Genomic DNA, 15,473 nt, shown 5'->3' with positions numbered 1-15,473 from the left:
ATCCTGGAGAGTGGACACACAAATATTGCCATACGAGTGGATATGTTGAAGTCATTGAAGGGCAACCATCTCTTATTGATTCAGAGGGGAACATTCAGCTCCAGGCAGGTCAACTGATTCCAGCAGGATTTCGTATTGGCCGGGTTGGCATGACAGGACGCACAACAGGACCACATCTGCATTGGATACTCAAGTATGGCTCTAACTGGGTTGATCCTGGCTTAGTTCTACGAGCCATGTACGCAGCCCAACAGTCATCCTGATCTTGCCCCTTATGTTTCACTTTTGTTTTGGTCGCATTGCTAAATATCCTGCTCCCATTCGCTTGGGAATCTTCTTACTAGTCCTGATGGGAATATGGTTACCGATTGCTGCTCCAATTTACTGGTTTTGGGGAACTGGCAACACCGCCAGCATTATCACTGTGTTGGTCTTGTATAGCGAATTTGTCTGGCTTTTATGGTTTTGGGGACGCATTGTGCTTCAACAACCCCAGCCACTTCAGAATCATGGCTTGGTTAGAACATGCCAAAATGGACTTGAACTTTTGAGAGGGCTGGGTATTGGCTTCATTAGCTTGTTTTGTCTGTTTATTGTTGAGGGATGGCTGGGCTGGGTGAGTTGGCATACAACGCAATTCTTACCCAGGTTTGTATTAGAAGGGCTAATGGTGGCTTTAGGAGTTGGGTTCGCAGAGGAGTTATTATTCCGTGGTTGGCTGGTTGATGAACTGCAACGGGATTACTATCCCCAGGTTGCTCTCTGGAGTAGCAGTACCATCTATGCCCTCTTGCATTTTATCAAACCCTGGTCAGAAATCTTGAGAACTATACCCAGTTTTCCAGGGTTGTTGATGTTGGGCTTAACGCTGAGTTGGGCAAGACAAATCTATCATGGGCGTTTAGGCTTTGCGATCGGGCTTCATACAGGTTTAGTTTGGGGTTATTACATCGTTAATGTAGGGGAGCTAGTACAGTATTCTAATCAAGTTCCAGCTTGGGTGACAGGTATTGATCGCAATCCTTTAGCAGGTTGTGCGGGGTTATTACTTTTAAGTTTAATTGCATTGAGTTTAAGACGATTTCCTGAAGCGTGGAAAGAGTATCTCACCCGGAAACGCAGTCATAAGTAATGTTTGAAGTGAACCCTTCAACCGTTTGAGTAATATAGCAACTGTTGAGACAGTTGGAACAAAGGAGGTGTGGAGGCTTCGCCTCCAGCCAAGGGTTCCACCCCTGCACCCCGTCCTAACTAACTCCTCGATTGCTATAACTTAATTCTTTCATAATTAACCGTATCATTCCACAATCACAGTAAAAAAGCCTTGCAGTCTTTGAGAGGATGTTTTAAGGGGGCAGATTGAGTGTCAGCGGCAATGTGTACCAGTGAGCACAAATTCAGAATTATTATGAGCAAAGTAACTAATGACTCAAACAAAGACAAAACCGTTGATGCGACGATACCCCAAAAGCGTCGCGTTCTATTTCAGGTTCTGGGATTGAATCTGCTGCTGTCGCTTTCGCTATTCATAACCGGCTTAGTGGGTAACTCTAGTAGTTTGATCGCTAATGCCCTAGACAACTTATCCGACAGTGCTGTCTACGCGATCAGTCTTTTCGCGCTCGGACGATCGCCTAAGCTGAAAGTTGTTGCGGCGCGTGTGTCGGGTGTGCTTCTAATGGTCTTCGCAATTGGAGTCTTGAGCGACGCGATCCGTCGTTTCTTGACGGGCTCCGAGCCGGTTGGAATCGTCATGGTTGCAATGAGCGTGATTTCGACGGCAATCAATCTGCTCTGCCTCAAACTGCTGAAGCCTCTAAAAAATGCCGATGTAAACCTCCGTGCAGCCCAGACCTTCAGCACCAACGACTTTATCTCTAACCTGGGCATTCTGGTCGCTGGTGGGCTAGTTGCCTGGATCAATCAACCGTGGCCCGATCTGGTCGTCGGTGCCGCAATTGCCGCGATTGCCGTGAAAGGTGGAATCGATATTCTGCGCGATGCTGCAAGAGAGTCACGCTCTGGCGCAAGGCGATGAGCTACATCAGACAAAAGGGCGTAAATGGAGGAAATAACATCAAAACGTTCTCCCCAACGGCTGTGGTTTAGAGCGATTAGGAAAGCATAAACAGAACAAGCTCTGATACCAAAATCTCTACGGAAACTGGCTTGCATTTACGATGAATTTTGTCCGCCCGACGAATCCATGACTAAACCTAAATTCCTGAAGCTGAATCTCAAAAAACGACTCTCGCAGCAGCATCCTCTCATCATCGTTCTAGCGAGTGGCGTTTTGATGGGGTTAGCACCTGCTCCTCTTAGTTTCTGGGTTCTGGCATGGGTTGCATTGGTGCCATTATGGATTTTAACGGTGAAACTCAAGAGCAGTTTCAAAGCGTTGCTCTTGCAAGGATTGGTTTGGGGAGCTGGGTATCATGGACTGGCACTGTTTTGGATTACTGGTATTCACCCGATGACCTGGATGGGAGTCAACTGGTGGGTAAGTCTGGCGATCGCCCTCTTCTGCTGGGTCTTTATTACGCTGTGGGGAGCTGTCCTTGTTGCGCTGTGGGCAGGGATATTTGGACTTGTTTGTCGCTCTCTGTCTCAAACATCCAACTTAAAAATTGCTTTCAGTCGTGTCCTGATTGGAACAACCCTTTGGTGTAGCCTAGAATCCTTCTGGAGCCAAGGACCTTTGTGGTGGAGTTCTCTGTCCTACACGCAAAGTCCCTTCAATTTGTCACTCCTGCATCTAGGGCAAATTTCAGGCCCTCTCACCGTAACAGCCGCCATCATTGCTGTAAATGCATGGATTGCCGAAGCATGGATTAACCGTAAAACTGTAACTCGCCCCATATATTTCAACCATAAGTATTTATGTATTGCTGCTGGAACCATCATCACTCTGCATTTAATCGGCTTTACCTTATACAATCATCCTCTCGCTCAACCTCCAGAATCAGCACTGAGAGTCGGCATCATTCAGGGAAATATTCCAAACGAAGTCAAGCTTTACGAAGAAGGCTGGCAACGCGCTCTCAAAAACTACACCAAGGGTTACCAGATACTGGCAAATCAGGGGGTGGATGCTGTTCTCACTCCAGAGGTTGCTTTACCCCTTCAATGGACTGAGCGAAACCGCGTTCAAAATACCTTTTATCAAACCATCTTGAAAGAAAAAGTTGTGGCGTGGGTTGGAGCATTTGGTACGGAAGGAGAGCGCTTGACCAATAGCCTGTTTACCGTTGCGGCTAATGGGCAGACCCTTAGTGAATACCGGAAAGTCAAGCTAGTGCCATTGGGCGAGTATATTCCCTTTGAGCAATGGTTAGGTAAATTTATGAATCGCCTCTCACCCCTCAAAACAAATCTGATTGCAGGTCAATCTAACCAAACCTTCGATACCCCCTTCGGTCGAGTGATCGTGGGCATCTGCTATGAGTCTGCCTTTGCCGAGCATTTTCGCGCTCAAGCAGCGACAGGAGGGCAGTTCATTCTCACTGCTTCTAACAATGCCCATTACAGTCCAGCCATGCCTGCTCAACATCATGCTCAGGATGTCATGCGAGCAATTGAAAGTGATCGTTGGACAGTGCGTGCCACTAACACAGGTTACTCCGGCATCGTAGACCCGCACGGACGAACCCTATGGCGTTCCAACTTAAACACCTATGAGCTTCACATCGATACAATTTATCGCCGTTCAACTCAAACTCTCTATGTCCGGTGGGGAGACTGGCTTACCCCCTTGTTGGCAGTAGCAGGATTGATAGCCTGGTTGCTCGACTGTTTCAAACGAAACCGTAATCTGTTGTCACATAAAGCATAGAGTTGTTCCAAATGTTGTTTCTATGAAGTAGGTCTGAACCAAGTGAGAATAAGAGTTAAAAATAGAACCTTCTGGTATGCAGCTTTGCTCAGTTTCACAATCGACCAAGCCAGCAAATTTTTGACCGTTCAATTTTTTGATCTGGGTCAGACTTTGCCGCTTCTTCCAGGGGTATTTCACTTGACCTATGTCATCAACAAAGGTGCTGCATTTGGCTTATTCCCCAATAGTGGTGGATTGCTGAAATGGATTTCTTTAGGAGTTAGTCTGGGTCTCGTTGTGTTGGCGCTCCGCGCTAACCTCAACCGCTGGGAGCGAGTGGGTTACGGTTGCATTTTAGGAGGAGCTTTGGGGAACGGGGTCGATCGCTTTGTCAGAGCGGAAGTTGTAGATCTTCTAGACTTTCGCCTCATTCATTTTCCAGTTTTTAACTTAGCGGATGTGGCAATCAACATTGGGATTGTTTGCTTGCTGGTTGCAGCGTTTCGAGAAGGGCGGCGTAGTGATCAAGCACAAAAAACCAAACGTTAGAAATTTAGCTGAGCCTTTCTAGAATGCATAAACATCAAAAATTGTCTCTTGCTCTGGTTAACATTGCTGGAATTGTGGCGTTTGCAACCCTAATCAGCAAACTATTTGGGCTGCTGCGTCAGCAAGCGATCGCAGGTTCAGTTTTTTCTCTATCTTCTACAAAATATCACTGCCTGTGTGATACCTCTAAATCCTCTAAGTATTTATGCTTATTTTATTTCTTGCTAAAAAGACTCAAGCAATCAAGGCATCCTTATTACAAAATCGAGTGAATCTTAATGCTTAGCCTAGAGATAAACGTAGACTGTCTGGTTGATTTCTATAAGTTTTGTGAAATCTGAGTATCTATTAGCCACTCCACTTACAAACCTTAACGGCTGAACTTAATCAAAATGCGCTAATCTGTGAAATTATGAAAGAAATATGAAAAGCAAAGGGTATGGACTTGAGTCTCAAACGGCGATCGCTCATTGGCGGTGGCATTCTTGGCGTGGGTGCGTTGCTGGGTAGGGTTTTTCCGAATAGTGCCTTTGCTCAATCTCCCAGTGCAGATAGCCACCCCTCATCGGGTCATTCTGTGCCTGTTCATGGTGGCAGTATGACGATGGGAGATGTAGACAATGCCCGCAATGGGTTTGATCCACAAACGATCTTGACGGATTGGGATACAGGCAAGGCATCGCAATTATCCAACGGTCAAACCCTACGAGAGTTTGAGATCTCAGTTGCAGAACGAGAAGTTGAGATTGCGCCTGGAGTGGTTTATCTTGTCTGGACGTATAATGGGCGCGTTCCGGGTCCAACCCTGCACGTGACAGAGGGCGATCGCATGAAGAAATACCCCCGGATATTTAAGCTGTGATGGCTCTCGTCGTGCAGTAAAACTGCATTAATTCCTTTCACTAAAAATCCTAAAACCGCCATCATCAGGATAGGGAGTCCTGCACTAACCTGTGGATCTTGGAATCGCAGAATCGCTTCCCAGCCAATAAACCCAGCAATTCCCAGGAGGATCAGACTATTGAACAACGCGGACAAGGCTTCTAAATGATTTGGATCAGAATCTACTGGATTAGCCGAATGACGGTTCAATGCAGCGACGACCAGTGCAACCGCGAGTAAGGAAAGACTATGAACCCACAGCCCGACAATTAACTCTGCCAAGAAAAGCCCACTCCGCGTTCCTAACACGATCTATAGGAGCTTGATCGGTTGTGTTCTTTTTTCACTGGCAATTGTAGAGGTATACATGGCTGAGTAGACGCAGTTGGCAATAGAGGTCACTCATCGGCTTGAAGTTCACGCAAAACAGCTTCCACAGCCTGAATTTCTTCAGTGCTATTTTGCTGTTGGTAAAGATTACGTGCCTGTTCGAGTGCTTCGATGGCTTCTGGAATGCGTCCCCGATCGCGCAGTGCGAGTCCTAAGTGGTAGTAGGAGCTTGCATCCGTAGGAGCTAGTTCAAGCACTTGACGATGTTCGACGATCGCCATTAATGTATCTTGCTGTTCTAGAAGGATGTCGGCGCTCGCCTTCCGAGCCTTTGCCAAGTCAGGTTGCAGAGACACCGCTTCTCGATAAGCTCTTAAGGCTTGCTCCACGCAGCACCAGGGCACGATAAACCCAATCTGCGCGATCGGCTCCGGGAATCAGTAAGGGAGGTAACAGGGCAACAGCCAGCGAAAGCATCACTACCACAGGCGTGTAATAGCGAGCAAACTTTGTAATAAATTTCTCAGTGGATGCCTTTTTGCTAGACGCATTTTCCACCAGATCTAGAATCTTGGCGATCGAGGATTCTCCAAACAGCTTGGTGACTCGAATCGTCAGCACACCGGATCTGTTAATCATGCCTGCCAGAATCGAATCTCCAAGTTTAGCGGTACGCGACACCGATTCTCCCGTTAGGGCTGAGGTGTCAACTTGTGAGTCACCCTCTAGAATTTCACCGTCCAGCGGAACTTTCTCGCCCGGTTTAACCAGAATCACGTCTCCGACGTTGACCGTTTCAGGCAAAACCTGTTTTACCGTGCCATTCAACTTGAGATTCGCGGTATCAGGACGTACTTTCAGCAACGCTTTAATTGAACGGCGCGATCGCCCCACCGAATACTCTTGAAATAACTCTCCGACTCGAAAGAACAGCATCACCGCCACCGCTTCAGGTAGCTGGTGAATTGCCAGTGCGCCCAGGGTGGCGATCGTCATCAAAAAGTTTTCATCAAAAATCTGCCCTCTGAGAATGTTGCGTCCTGCCGCTTTCAATACCGTCCACCCGCTCAACAGATAGGCAGGAATAATAACCGCAAATTCGGCAAAGTTGTAGGGCGTGTTGTGTAAGGGCTGCTCAAACAGAATGGCAATGGCAAACAGGGCGATCGCAATCAGGACGGGGGGCAGTTCTTGCTTCAGGTTAAATTTACCAGAGCCGTTATTGTGCCCATGATCATGGCCATCGTCTACATCCGACTCGTCGTGAGAATGCCCGTCATCGTGACGGTGCTCTGCGGCATGATCATGGTCATGCTGATGTCTCGCTGCTGTTTGAGGCGTGGACGATCGAGGATCTCGAATGGTGTAGCCCAGAGATCTGATTCGGTCTTGAATTGCGGCTTCGTTGACCTGTTCCGGGTCGTAGGTTACAACTAATCGCCCGGTTGCCACCGTCACCGATGCCTCCGTTACCCCTCTCAGCCGTTCCAGGCTCCCTTCTATTTTCATCTTGCAGCTTGTACAGTCCATTCCGCTGACCTGCATCTGCTGAGTTTTGAGAGATGGAGTTTGAGTCATAGAAATGTTACGGGCATCGTGAATATTTTGAATTAATAAGACAAACCCTTCAATATCTGAAAGTATATTCATATATAGAACGATAACCATTCTTACCCTTATACTGGGTGTGAGCTGATATTTCAAACTCTTTGCCAACTATGCCGAAGCGAGAACGTCCTGACCTGCCTCTCCAGGATTCTGATGCACCGAGTTGTGATTCTCCTCTGGTGCATTTGGATACCGTGCGTCAAGTGCAGCCAGATGTCTTACCTATACCTGAAGCGCAACGCATGGCTGAGTTTTTTGGTGTGCTGGCAGATCCAACTCGGTTGCGATTGCTCTCAGCATTGGCAAATCGAGAATTGTGTGTATGTGATTTAGCAGCGGGTTTGAAGATGGGGGAATCAGCCGTGTCTCACCAACTGCGTGTTTTGCGATCGATGCGCCTCGTTAAATATCGTAAGGCAGGACGGAATGTATATTACAGTCTGGCAGATTCTCATGTAATAAATTTATATCGAGAAGTTGCAGAACACTTGAGAGAGACGAATACCTGAGCTATGGGTGATCAACCAGCCTGTAGTCAGAACAGTTGCAGCGTGGCATTATTTTGAAACTAGATGCTCAAGCAAACAACAAGGGCAACAATAAAGCAAACCATTGGTTAACTTAATTTGTTTTTGGTTAACTTAATTTGTTTACCCTAATTTTGAAGGAAGTCGAACTGTGAAAATATTGCCATGCTGACCGGGGATAACTCGCGCACTGCCTACAGCATTGCTCAACAGATTAGAGTCGATCAAGTTTATGCAGAGCTTTTGCCCGAAGATAAAGTTGATGTGATTTGCAAACTCCAGAAGCACTACCAGACGGTTGCGATGGGGGGAGATGGCATCAATGATGCACCTGCCTTAGCTCAAGCATCGTCGGAATTGCGATGGGAGCCGCAGGGAGTGATGTGGCACTTGAAACAGCAGACATTGTATTAATGACAGGTCAACTGGAGCGATTAGAACACGCAATTTATTTGGGTCGTCGTACTCAGAATATTGTGAAGCAAAACATTGTATTCGCCCTTAGCTTTGTAGTGATTTTGCTGATTCTCAACTTTGCTGGTAGTATAACTCTATCATTTGGTGTTTTGGGACATGAGGGTTCCACAGTGATCGTGACGGTGAGAGGATTACGATTGCTCAAAGGTTAATAGATTCAAGCTGGAAGGGATAGGTAGTTTACTTCCATAAAAAAGTCCTGAAAATGGCTATTATTCACCATCCTTCAAGAAATAGGACTACCCGATAAATTTATGACTATTAACTTAATTGTGTCTCTCTCGATTTTAAAGCGTAACGATTAGTGGCTAATACTTCCTGATGTTGAGCAGTTGATTCTCTCGCTACCATCATTTTCTCTAAGTCATTTGCATATTCTTCAGATAATGGCAACGTTTCCTCACCTGTGTTCAGATTTCCCCGACAAATCGTTCGCCTTGCTTCGTTCCGAATGATGAAGTCACCTGTAGGTTGAATGTAAGCAGTCCATTTATCACCCACCTTAAACTGAGCAATTTCAGACCCATCTGACCGCCGCTGTTCATAGGTTGTGGCTATGGCTGTTACCAGTCCTGAAAACATCTCCCTACGCCATTGATCTCTATCCAGTTCAGAACTTTGAGCCGATTCGGCACCGGGGAGAACTGGCTCAGGCAGTTGAATCGAATCAGGGTTCACCTTCAGCACCACGCTGGAACCTTCGGGACGTAGATTAGCTTCAAAAGAACTCCCGATCGGTAGCTTAGGGGTATCCGGTGAGAAGGTGCCCAGATTCTTATCGTCGATCTGGACGATCGGGGTGCCGTTATAACGGTAATACTCTGGATGCGATTCCGGCAGTTCAAACTCCCCCACCTGAACGCCCACAGAGTGATTGCGCCATTGCTTACTAGCAAAGTTCTCCCCAGCAAAGTCATTGTGGCGGATACCCAAAACCTTGATTTCATCGAACTGAAATACCTGAAGCTGCTGACAAACTTCCTCAGTCAACAGGTTGTATGCCAGCGCCCCCACGCCCGAATCCTGCCGAGATTCCGCCCAAGTATGATCAGCGGGAGGAATAATCCGCAAATCATCGGGTACACGAAGTTCATCCAAATCGTTAACATTCTTGCCAAACCTCGCCTCCAGCTTTTCAACCAAACGGGGCGGAAGATCTTTGAGCGCAAACTCAATCGTCGGTAGCTGCGGATGAATCATCGCATCAAATTGAATACCTTTTTGCTCTAAGGTTTCCTTCCACCGAATCGCATCCGCCCCAAACGGTACACTCAACACATAAGCATCTCTGGGTAGCGCTTCACTGGGTACTTCATAGCCATGCTGAAGGGCAAAGGTGGTGTCCATTTGCTCTGCCAATGCCAGACAATCCCGACGATGCCGATCCATCTCCGGGCGCGTGTGCTGGGTATACCAGAGTGCCGCGGCTCCCTCAAAACGCTCTTCCGGAGTCGGAAACAATTCATTGATTTCGGCTCGATAGCTGTCGTAAAGCTTGCCCAATTCCTCATTGAAAGCATCCCGGTCTTCCCCAACCCGTTCCTGAATCTCATCCCTGGCTTGCTGGAACCGGGTCTTCAGTTCCTCTGCCCACTCCAACGCATCCACAGACAACTCATCTTTCGGAAATAAATAGCGAAACTCGTGGCGATCGCGGCTCCGAATGCGAGTCGGCTCCCACAACGGATTGACGACTTCTCTGGCAAGCACATTGATCGAGCCAGGAGCATCGGCAGGCATCGCAAAGCTCCGATAGAGGCGATCGTCCTTCTTAAAGTCAAAAAAGTGGCTGGGATGAGATTCTGACCAGCGTTTTGCATCCGAAAGCAGATTCTCCCCTTCGATCTCCTTGATGTCCTCCAACCGTTCTGCACTTTTGGGTGAATCGACCTCGACCTGAAGTGCTTGAAACAGACGGTTAAGCAGTTTGCGTTGACGGCGCTCAAACCGCTCGCCATTCTCCCCTTCCCCCGGCATCGACGATTGCACCCGCCCAATGTTGGTTGCCACCAAACCTACCTTGTTCTGATTCGCCGCCGCCGCAATCTGAGCCAAATTCTGGTACTTTGAGCCACCATCATCGGTGGCAACTTCGCTGTAAGCCAGCTTGGGGCGTTGCTTTACTGCCTCAAATCGTCCTGGCTCGCCCGCTCGCAGCGTTTCTTTGGCAAGGTTAGGCAACTGGCTAGCAGGGCTGACCATGAGTTGATCACCATCGAAGTCTGCCTGGTGATATTCCTCAGCATCTTTGGGATTAATCCAGATGACATTGCGAGTTTTCTTCAGCTCCGGGTCGTGGCTGTTGCGGTAGAGACGAATATTGTCTGAGTTAACGATCGGGTAGCGGGTCAGAATCACATCTCCTTCTGGCAGATGAGGCACACAAACCGTGCCACGCGGTAAGTCATCCGATGGCATCGCCATACCAGAACTATGGCTGTAGCCGCTCTTAATCGCTAAATCTCGCCATCTACCTGCCACATAATCCGTTGCAAACTTCCGAAACTTGGGAGTTTCAACCAATTGCCCATATTTATCGCTTCTTAGCAGTGAAATCCAGCGAGATTCCTGTACCTGACTATTGGCAGTCCCATCCATATCCTCAAATTCTTCTTCCGATCGCTCCTGTCGCCGTTGTTGTTCCTTGTCGTATTCTGCACGATGTATCGTGCGAGTGCCAAAGGATTTCGCTGTAAATCTGCCAAAACTTTGGCTTTTTTCTCAGTCGGCTGCTTCAAATCTTGCCGCACGGCATCCTCGGAATACCAGATGGTAAATTGCCAGCTATTGTCGTAACTGGTTGCTCTGGCATTGCCCCGGTTGCCCATGATGGCTCGCGGAAACTCATAATCTCCACACGGAACCAGCTCGTCCAACCGGGCTTTTTTAATCCCCTTGATCGACGATCGATCCATGATGATGTCATAGCCCTCTGCCTCAGTCAGTCGAGCATCAGGCAGTAGCGTTCCCTTAGATAAGAAGCTGACACGCGGACAATTTTCCTCGCTTCCTTTTGCCCATTGCCTCCTCCAGGCAAACCGAAACTGAAACGGACAGTTCTGCTCACCCCCTAATTGACGGGCAAGCTGCGGCGGCGAAATCTTACCGTGACAATCTCCAGTCTTGTAGTGATCATACTCTGGGTCATTAAAATCCACAATTTTGACCCGCAGGTTCTCCAACGTGCCAGACCCTTTGTAGCAATTACTCACTAATAGAGAACCATACCGACAGGCAGTATCCGGCTCTGTCGCAAATAAGCGCCGGATCTTCTTACGCAAGTCGTCATCCGCAAAGTAGTAACTGTTGCCAGAACTAAATGTGAGTCGCCGCGAAGTGCCATCGGCAAAATCGCGCGCCCGCAGATGATTTGCATCGGGATTACGATTGTCAATTTTTACGAGCAGCAGAGATTGCAACTCCTCTGGCTCAAACATCTGTTCCAGCAAGAGTTTTTAATAATCTCCGGCTCCGACAAATACCGTCCCTTCCCGTTGTTGTGCGCCCCATCAAAAATCGGGATGCTGAGACCGGAACCCTCAATGACCCGCGTGGTCAGATCCATTACCTACGGTTCATGATATAAACGTACTATCATCTAACTTAGAAAGCGTTAGACTGTTTTTTGACCTTTACACAAAGCAGCCATGGCAAAATCAGCCAGGTGGCTATTCTTGAACTGAACAGCAAGGAGGATAACGATGCCGTGGCACATTAAACGTCTGGAGAACGGTTTGCTGGTGCAGGCATACGATCAGGAACCCGATGATGAAAGCGAAGAACTCCTGACCCCAGATGGCAGAACTCAAGATGAATGTCACCCACGCTTTGCTCATCTGAAGCCTGGGGAAACTATGGTGCTACCTGATGAACCAAAAACCACTAATTCTGGCTCCTGGTATCCCAGCCAGTATGAGGGATCTAGGCGAATTTTTGAATGGTGATTCAGGGGCGATCGATAAGTTAGATAGCGGTAGCAGCTCTCGTCGCTACAACTGGCATTATTACGAACCTGATGAATCTCTATGATTACAGGTAATACACAGGCTAACGTTGCATGAGCGATGATCGCCTAGAGCGGGAATTACGGGCAGAGTTAAGACAGTACCAGGAGGAACGTCAGATGCCATATGTCACTAGCATTGAACGTCTAGCCAAGGAAGAGGGTATTCAGGAAGGAAGACTAGAGACCCTCTGGGAAACAATTATTGACGTTTTGAGGGTTCGATTCGCGACAATCCCTCCAACAATGGGTGAATTGTTGGCTAGTTTAGAAGATGGTACATTACTCAGACAACTCCACCTTCAAGCAATCACAATCAGTTCAATAGAAGAGTTCCAGCAAGTGTTAAGCCAGCATATCCAGGCTGATTTAAACAACCCAGGCTCTTGAAGGAATTTAAAAAACTTAAACAGAAATTTTTTAGACCACTATTTTTCAGCCCAGCTGCTGACGACTGCTACCTCCGCTTTCACTGGCACCTTTCTTAAATATCGTTGTCCAGCCTGCTCCATCACTTGCTGAAGAATCTGTGCAGCCTGTTCTGCCTTACCCTCTGGAGCTTCCAGCAAAATTTCATCATGCACGGTGCCAATTAATCTAGCTTCTGTTTCCCTTAAGGCTGTAGGCAGTTTTGCTAAGGCAGCTTTGGTAATATCGGCGGCAGTGCCCTGAACTGGAGTGTTCAGAAGCTCAGTCAACTTGGGTTCATCCTGCCAGCGTCGCAAGCGATCGCCCATCGTCCTCATCTCCCTGGGCAATCTTCGCTTAATCGCCCCATGCCAGCGGGCAATACCCTGATACGCCTCAAAATATCGCTTACGAAAGGTTTCTGCCTGCTTTAAGCTCATCTGTACCCCATAGTTGTTATAAGCATATTCAGCTAACCCTTTGGCACCCATCGCATAGATCAGCCCGAAGTTAACAGCTTTGGCTCCTGCCGCTCCGATTTCTCAACTGATCCAAGGATTTATCAGCAATCAGGGCAGCGGTTAGTCGGTGCAGGTCTTCATCATTCTGGTATGCCTCAATCATGCGGCGATCGCCACTCAGTTCTGCTGCCACCCGTCAATCTGAGAGTAGACTGCCACGACTAAGCGATAGCCTGGAGCCGGAATAAAGCAACTGCGAAAGATTTTATCTCTGGGAATCTGTTGCAAATTGGGGTTACGACAGGACATGCGCCCGGTAGCAGCTCCATCTGTTGATAGTCTGATGAATGCGTCCGGTAATAGGGTGAACGTGCTTGGGCAGGCTACTGGCAAACGCTTGGACTGATTTTGCTGCTTTACGGTAGTCCAGCAATGCTCTGACAGGCGGATGCTCGTCTGCCAGCGGAATCAGAGAGAGTTTACTGGTGTTCTCTACTGGCACACCCATTTTCTGTAGTGCCTCTAATACCTGCGGTTGACTATCCAGATTGAGAGACACCTCATTCCCCAAGAGATCGAGTTGGGCACTCAGCAAAGCTGGTTGAAACTGTTGTCGCAATTCACCCGCCATCTGATCTCTTCTTTGCTCCAGTTCTTGTCGCAGGGAATCCCAACGGGAAAGATCGAGTAGCATTCCATTGAGTTCCATTTGGGCGATCGCTCCCAAACAATCAAACTCTAGCTTGGCAGTTTCCACCAAACGAGCACCTGTTAGCTTGGGCTTCATTACCTCGCGTAACCGCAGTAGAATCGCTGCATCTCGCGCTGCATACTCTAACTGTTCAGAAGAAAGACTGGGATGACTCCAATCACTTCGCTGCTGTTCTTTGGAGAGTTCTTCTCCTAGATAGACCTTGACTAGTTCCGCCAGGTTGTATCCGTGCGAACGCACTCCTGCATCCAATAATTGCGCCGCTATCATCGTGTCGAACAGTTTGCCAGCAATGGAAAGTCCTGCCTGCTGAAGGAATTTCAAGTCAAATTTGGCATTCTGCAAAACTTTGATTGGAGTACCTTGAAGCAATTCGCATAGAGGAGCTAGCGATTCCCTGGCAACTTTAAACAGGTCAATGATAATAACAGGTTGATTAGCCGCAGCAATTTGCACTAAACGAATTCGATCTTTTAAGGGATCAAGTCCAGTTGTCTCTGTGTCAACCGCGATCGCCTGACAACTTTGTAAGGGCTTAAGTAGGTCTGAAAGCCTTTGTCCATCTTCAACGAATTCATAACTCACAACAGGATGAGATGAACTAGAATCTGCTTTCTCGTCTATATAAAAATTTTCTAAATCCATTGCAGATACACTTTCTGTAGCAGCGATCTGAACTATTTCTCGCAATGGCATTAAGCAATCTGAATCAATCGACTTCAAACCAGAAAAAGCATCACTGCTACACCAAACACACCAGATATTTTGATGTTGTCGATAAACGTTGACATACATCTCCTGAATAACCAGTACAGCATCGATTGGAATACCTGATGGTACACGCTGAGAGTCTGGAGGGAGAACAACTTGTTGACCAATCTCAAAACTGTCGTGGTTTGGAAGCGGTGAGGCTGTAGGACTAGGGGAGGTAAGAGGTTTGGTTTCCTTAACTTCCTCTATTTCTATTCTTCCTCCTATCTCTTGATGGAGAGCATAGGAAGCAATGGCTTTCTGTTTGGCAATCCGCGATGGTAGAGGCGGTGGAGTGTACCAGGTTTCGATCCAAGTATCGCTCGCCGATGGTGTTTCTGATTCAGCAGTTGCAGCTTTAACAGGCTCACTACTCTGTTGAACCCGATTCCTCAAAAACTGCCGTTTCCGAGCTTTTGCCCAATCCATTAAATCCTCATATAGTGGATCAGCAGCCATAGAGAGATTGGAATTCGCTTCTACACCACTAACATTGGGGCTAGAGATCTTCACGGTCATTGTCCTCTCCTAAATCCAAATCAACCGGAATAAAGCGGTGGTAAGCTCGCTCATAAACAAACAATGGCTCTGCTGTGACACCACCCCGATTTTTGAGAATGCTGAGTCGCGCATAGGTCGCCTTCGCTTTCTCATTAAGCGGATACTGAGCACGCACGTCTTGAATTTGCCGGAGTCTGAGATAGTCCCCGGCATAGCGTTCTTCTAGCAGATCAAGCTGATCTCTGGGTTGGTCATTGCCGCGCTGTGCCTTCCCCGTCTGGAGCAGCATAATGCAGTCTGCGGCGTGGGCAATCTTGAACGAGTCCCGTAACGCACCCATATCTAACGTTCCAGTCCGAAGCGCTTCCTGGTAGGCTGCTTTATTGATGTCACTGATCGCCACCACAGCAGCACCCGTGTCCCGCGCCAGTTGCTTTAACCCCGTTGCCAC

17 protein-coding genes and 2 pseudogenes are annotated in these 15,473 nt (G+C 47.8%); 11 read left to right on the top strand and 8 right to left on the bottom strand.

The window, feature by feature from the left end:
* From V5G28_RS09915 to V5G28_RS09885, 7 genes are all read left to right on the top strand, one after another.
* Positions 1-263: M23 family metallopeptidase (locus tag V5G28_RS09915; RefSeq protein ID WP_336230216.1), on the top strand; the 263-nt coding region annotated here is incomplete at its 5' end.
* Positions 264-274: 11 nt separating this feature from the next.
* Entirely contained in the window at positions 275-1,132 is an 858-nt protein-coding gene (locus V5G28_RS09910) for a CPBP family intramembrane glutamic endopeptidase (RefSeq protein ID WP_336230215.1), read from the top strand.
* A 276-nt stretch (positions 1,133-1,408) separates the two neighbouring features.
* Positions 1,409-2,038: a cation transporter gene (locus V5G28_RS09905; RefSeq protein WP_336230213.1), complete on the top strand. Its 630-nt coding sequence runs from the start codon at positions 1,409-1,411 to the stop codon at positions 2,036-2,038.
* Between the two features lie 168 nt (positions 2,039-2,206).
* Entirely contained in the window at positions 2,207-3,832 is a 1,626-nt protein-coding gene (lnt, locus tag V5G28_RS09900) for an apolipoprotein N-acyltransferase (RefSeq protein WP_336230212.1), read from the top strand.
* A gap of 48 nt (positions 3,833-3,880) precedes the next feature.
* The gene (gene lspA / locus V5G28_RS09895; protein ID WP_336230217.1) at positions 3,881-4,363 is read left to right on the top strand and encodes a signal peptidase II; all 483 of its coding nucleotides are present in this window, start codon (positions 3,881-3,883) and stop codon (positions 4,361-4,363) included.
* 23 nt (positions 4,364-4,386) lie between these two features.
* The gene (locus V5G28_RS09890; protein WP_336230210.1) at positions 4,387-4,635 is read left to right on the top strand and encodes a hypothetical protein; all 249 of its coding nucleotides are present in this window, start codon (positions 4,387-4,389) and stop codon (positions 4,633-4,635) included.
* A gap of 167 nt (positions 4,636-4,802) precedes the next feature.
* Positions 4,803-5,225 (top strand): hypothetical protein, encoded by a 423-nt coding sequence (locus tag V5G28_RS09885; RefSeq protein ID WP_336230208.1) that lies wholly within the window; start codon positions 4,803-4,805, stop codon positions 5,223-5,225.
* Here V5G28_RS09885 and V5G28_RS36625 read toward each other — a convergent pair.
* The 3 genes from V5G28_RS36625 to V5G28_RS09875 all read right to left on the bottom strand — a co-directional run bounded on the left by V5G28_RS36625 (position 5,126) and on the right by V5G28_RS09875 (position 7,225).
* The gene (locus tag V5G28_RS36625) at positions 5,126-5,554 is read right to left on the bottom strand and encodes a cation transporter (protein WP_442994240.1); all 429 of its coding nucleotides are present in this window, start codon (positions 5,552-5,554) and stop codon (positions 5,126-5,128) included. The two genes, V5G28_RS09885 and V5G28_RS36625, sit on opposite strands and share 100 nt — an antisense overlap.
* An 89-nt stretch (positions 5,555-5,643) precedes the next feature.
* Positions 5,644-5,931 (bottom strand): tetratricopeptide repeat protein, encoded by a 288-nt coding sequence (locus tag V5G28_RS09880; protein WP_336230207.1) that lies wholly within the window; start codon positions 5,929-5,931, stop codon positions 5,644-5,646.
* A complete protein-coding gene (locus tag V5G28_RS09875) occupies positions 5,915-7,225 on the bottom strand; it encodes an HAD-IC family P-type ATPase (protein WP_442994239.1) in 1,311 nt (436 codons plus the stop codon). The genes V5G28_RS09880 and V5G28_RS09875 overlap by 17 nt, the downstream gene beginning before the upstream one ends.
* Positions 7,226-7,293: 68 nt before the next feature.
* On the opposite strand from V5G28_RS09875, the gene V5G28_RS09870 reads away from it, so the two are divergent.
* Both V5G28_RS09870 and V5G28_RS09865 read left to right on the top strand, forming a co-directional pair.
* Positions 7,294-7,692: an ArsR/SmtB family transcription factor gene (locus V5G28_RS09870; protein ID WP_336230206.1), complete on the top strand. Its 399-nt coding sequence runs from the start codon at positions 7,294-7,296 to the stop codon at positions 7,690-7,692.
* Between the two features lie 156 nt (positions 7,693-7,848).
* Positions 7,849-8,339 (top strand): annotated as a pseudogene (locus V5G28_RS09865) (HAD-IC family P-type ATPase); the annotation flags it as partial.
* 109 nt (positions 8,340-8,448) lie between these two features.
* On the opposite strand, the gene V5G28_RS09860 reads toward V5G28_RS09865, so the two are convergent.
* Together V5G28_RS09860 and V5G28_RS09855 are read right to left on the bottom strand one after the other, a co-directional pair.
* Entirely contained in the window at positions 8,449-10,785 is a 2,337-nt protein-coding gene (locus V5G28_RS09860) for an RNA dependent RNA polymerase (protein ID WP_336230205.1), read from the bottom strand.
* On the bottom strand, positions 10,731-11,636 hold the full coding sequence (locus V5G28_RS09855; protein ID WP_336230204.1) for a hypothetical protein: 906 nt from the start codon (positions 11,634-11,636) through the stop codon (positions 10,731-10,733). Before V5G28_RS09855 ends, V5G28_RS09860 begins: the two co-directional genes overlap by 55 nt.
* 252 nt (positions 11,637-11,888) lie before the next feature.
* Here V5G28_RS09855 and V5G28_RS09850 point away from each other — a divergent pair, with 252 nt between their 5' ends.
* On the top strand, positions 11,889-12,131 hold the full coding sequence (locus V5G28_RS09850; RefSeq protein ID WP_336230202.1) for a hypothetical protein: 243 nt from the start codon (positions 11,889-11,891) through the stop codon (positions 12,129-12,131).
* Between the two features lie 113 nt (positions 12,132-12,244).
* Complete coding sequence (locus V5G28_RS09845) at positions 12,245-12,580, top strand: hypothetical protein (RefSeq protein WP_336230201.1); 336 nt, start codon at positions 12,245-12,247, stop codon at positions 12,578-12,580.
* Between the two features lie 38 nt (positions 12,581-12,618).
* Here V5G28_RS09845 and V5G28_RS09840 read toward each other — a convergent pair.
* The 3 genes and pseudogenes from V5G28_RS09840 to V5G28_RS09830 form a co-directional block, all read right to left on the bottom strand.
* Positions 12,619-13,368 (bottom strand): annotated as a pseudogene (locus V5G28_RS09840) (DNA polymerase).
* Positions 13,355-15,040, bottom strand: coding sequence for a hypothetical protein (locus V5G28_RS09835; protein ID WP_336230199.1), 1,686 nt, complete (start codon positions 15,038-15,040; stop codon positions 13,355-13,357). Before V5G28_RS09835 ends, V5G28_RS09840 begins: the two are co-directional and overlap by 14 nt.
* A partial coding sequence (locus V5G28_RS09830; protein ID WP_336230198.1) for a DnaB-like helicase C-terminal domain-containing protein occupies positions 15,021-15,473 on the bottom strand: 453 nt, incomplete at its 5' end. The genes V5G28_RS09835 and V5G28_RS09830, both read right to left, overlap by 20 nt.

The organism is Scytonema sp. PRP1 (genome assembly GCF_036697665.2).
In the GTDB taxonomy this organism is placed as follows: Bacteria; Cyanobacteriota; Cyanobacteriia; order Cyanobacteriales; family Nostocaceae; genus Kalymmatonema; species Kalymmatonema gypsitolerans.
Note: the sequence above shows the minus strand (reverse complement) of the source record. Positions and strands in the feature narration are given on the sequence as shown.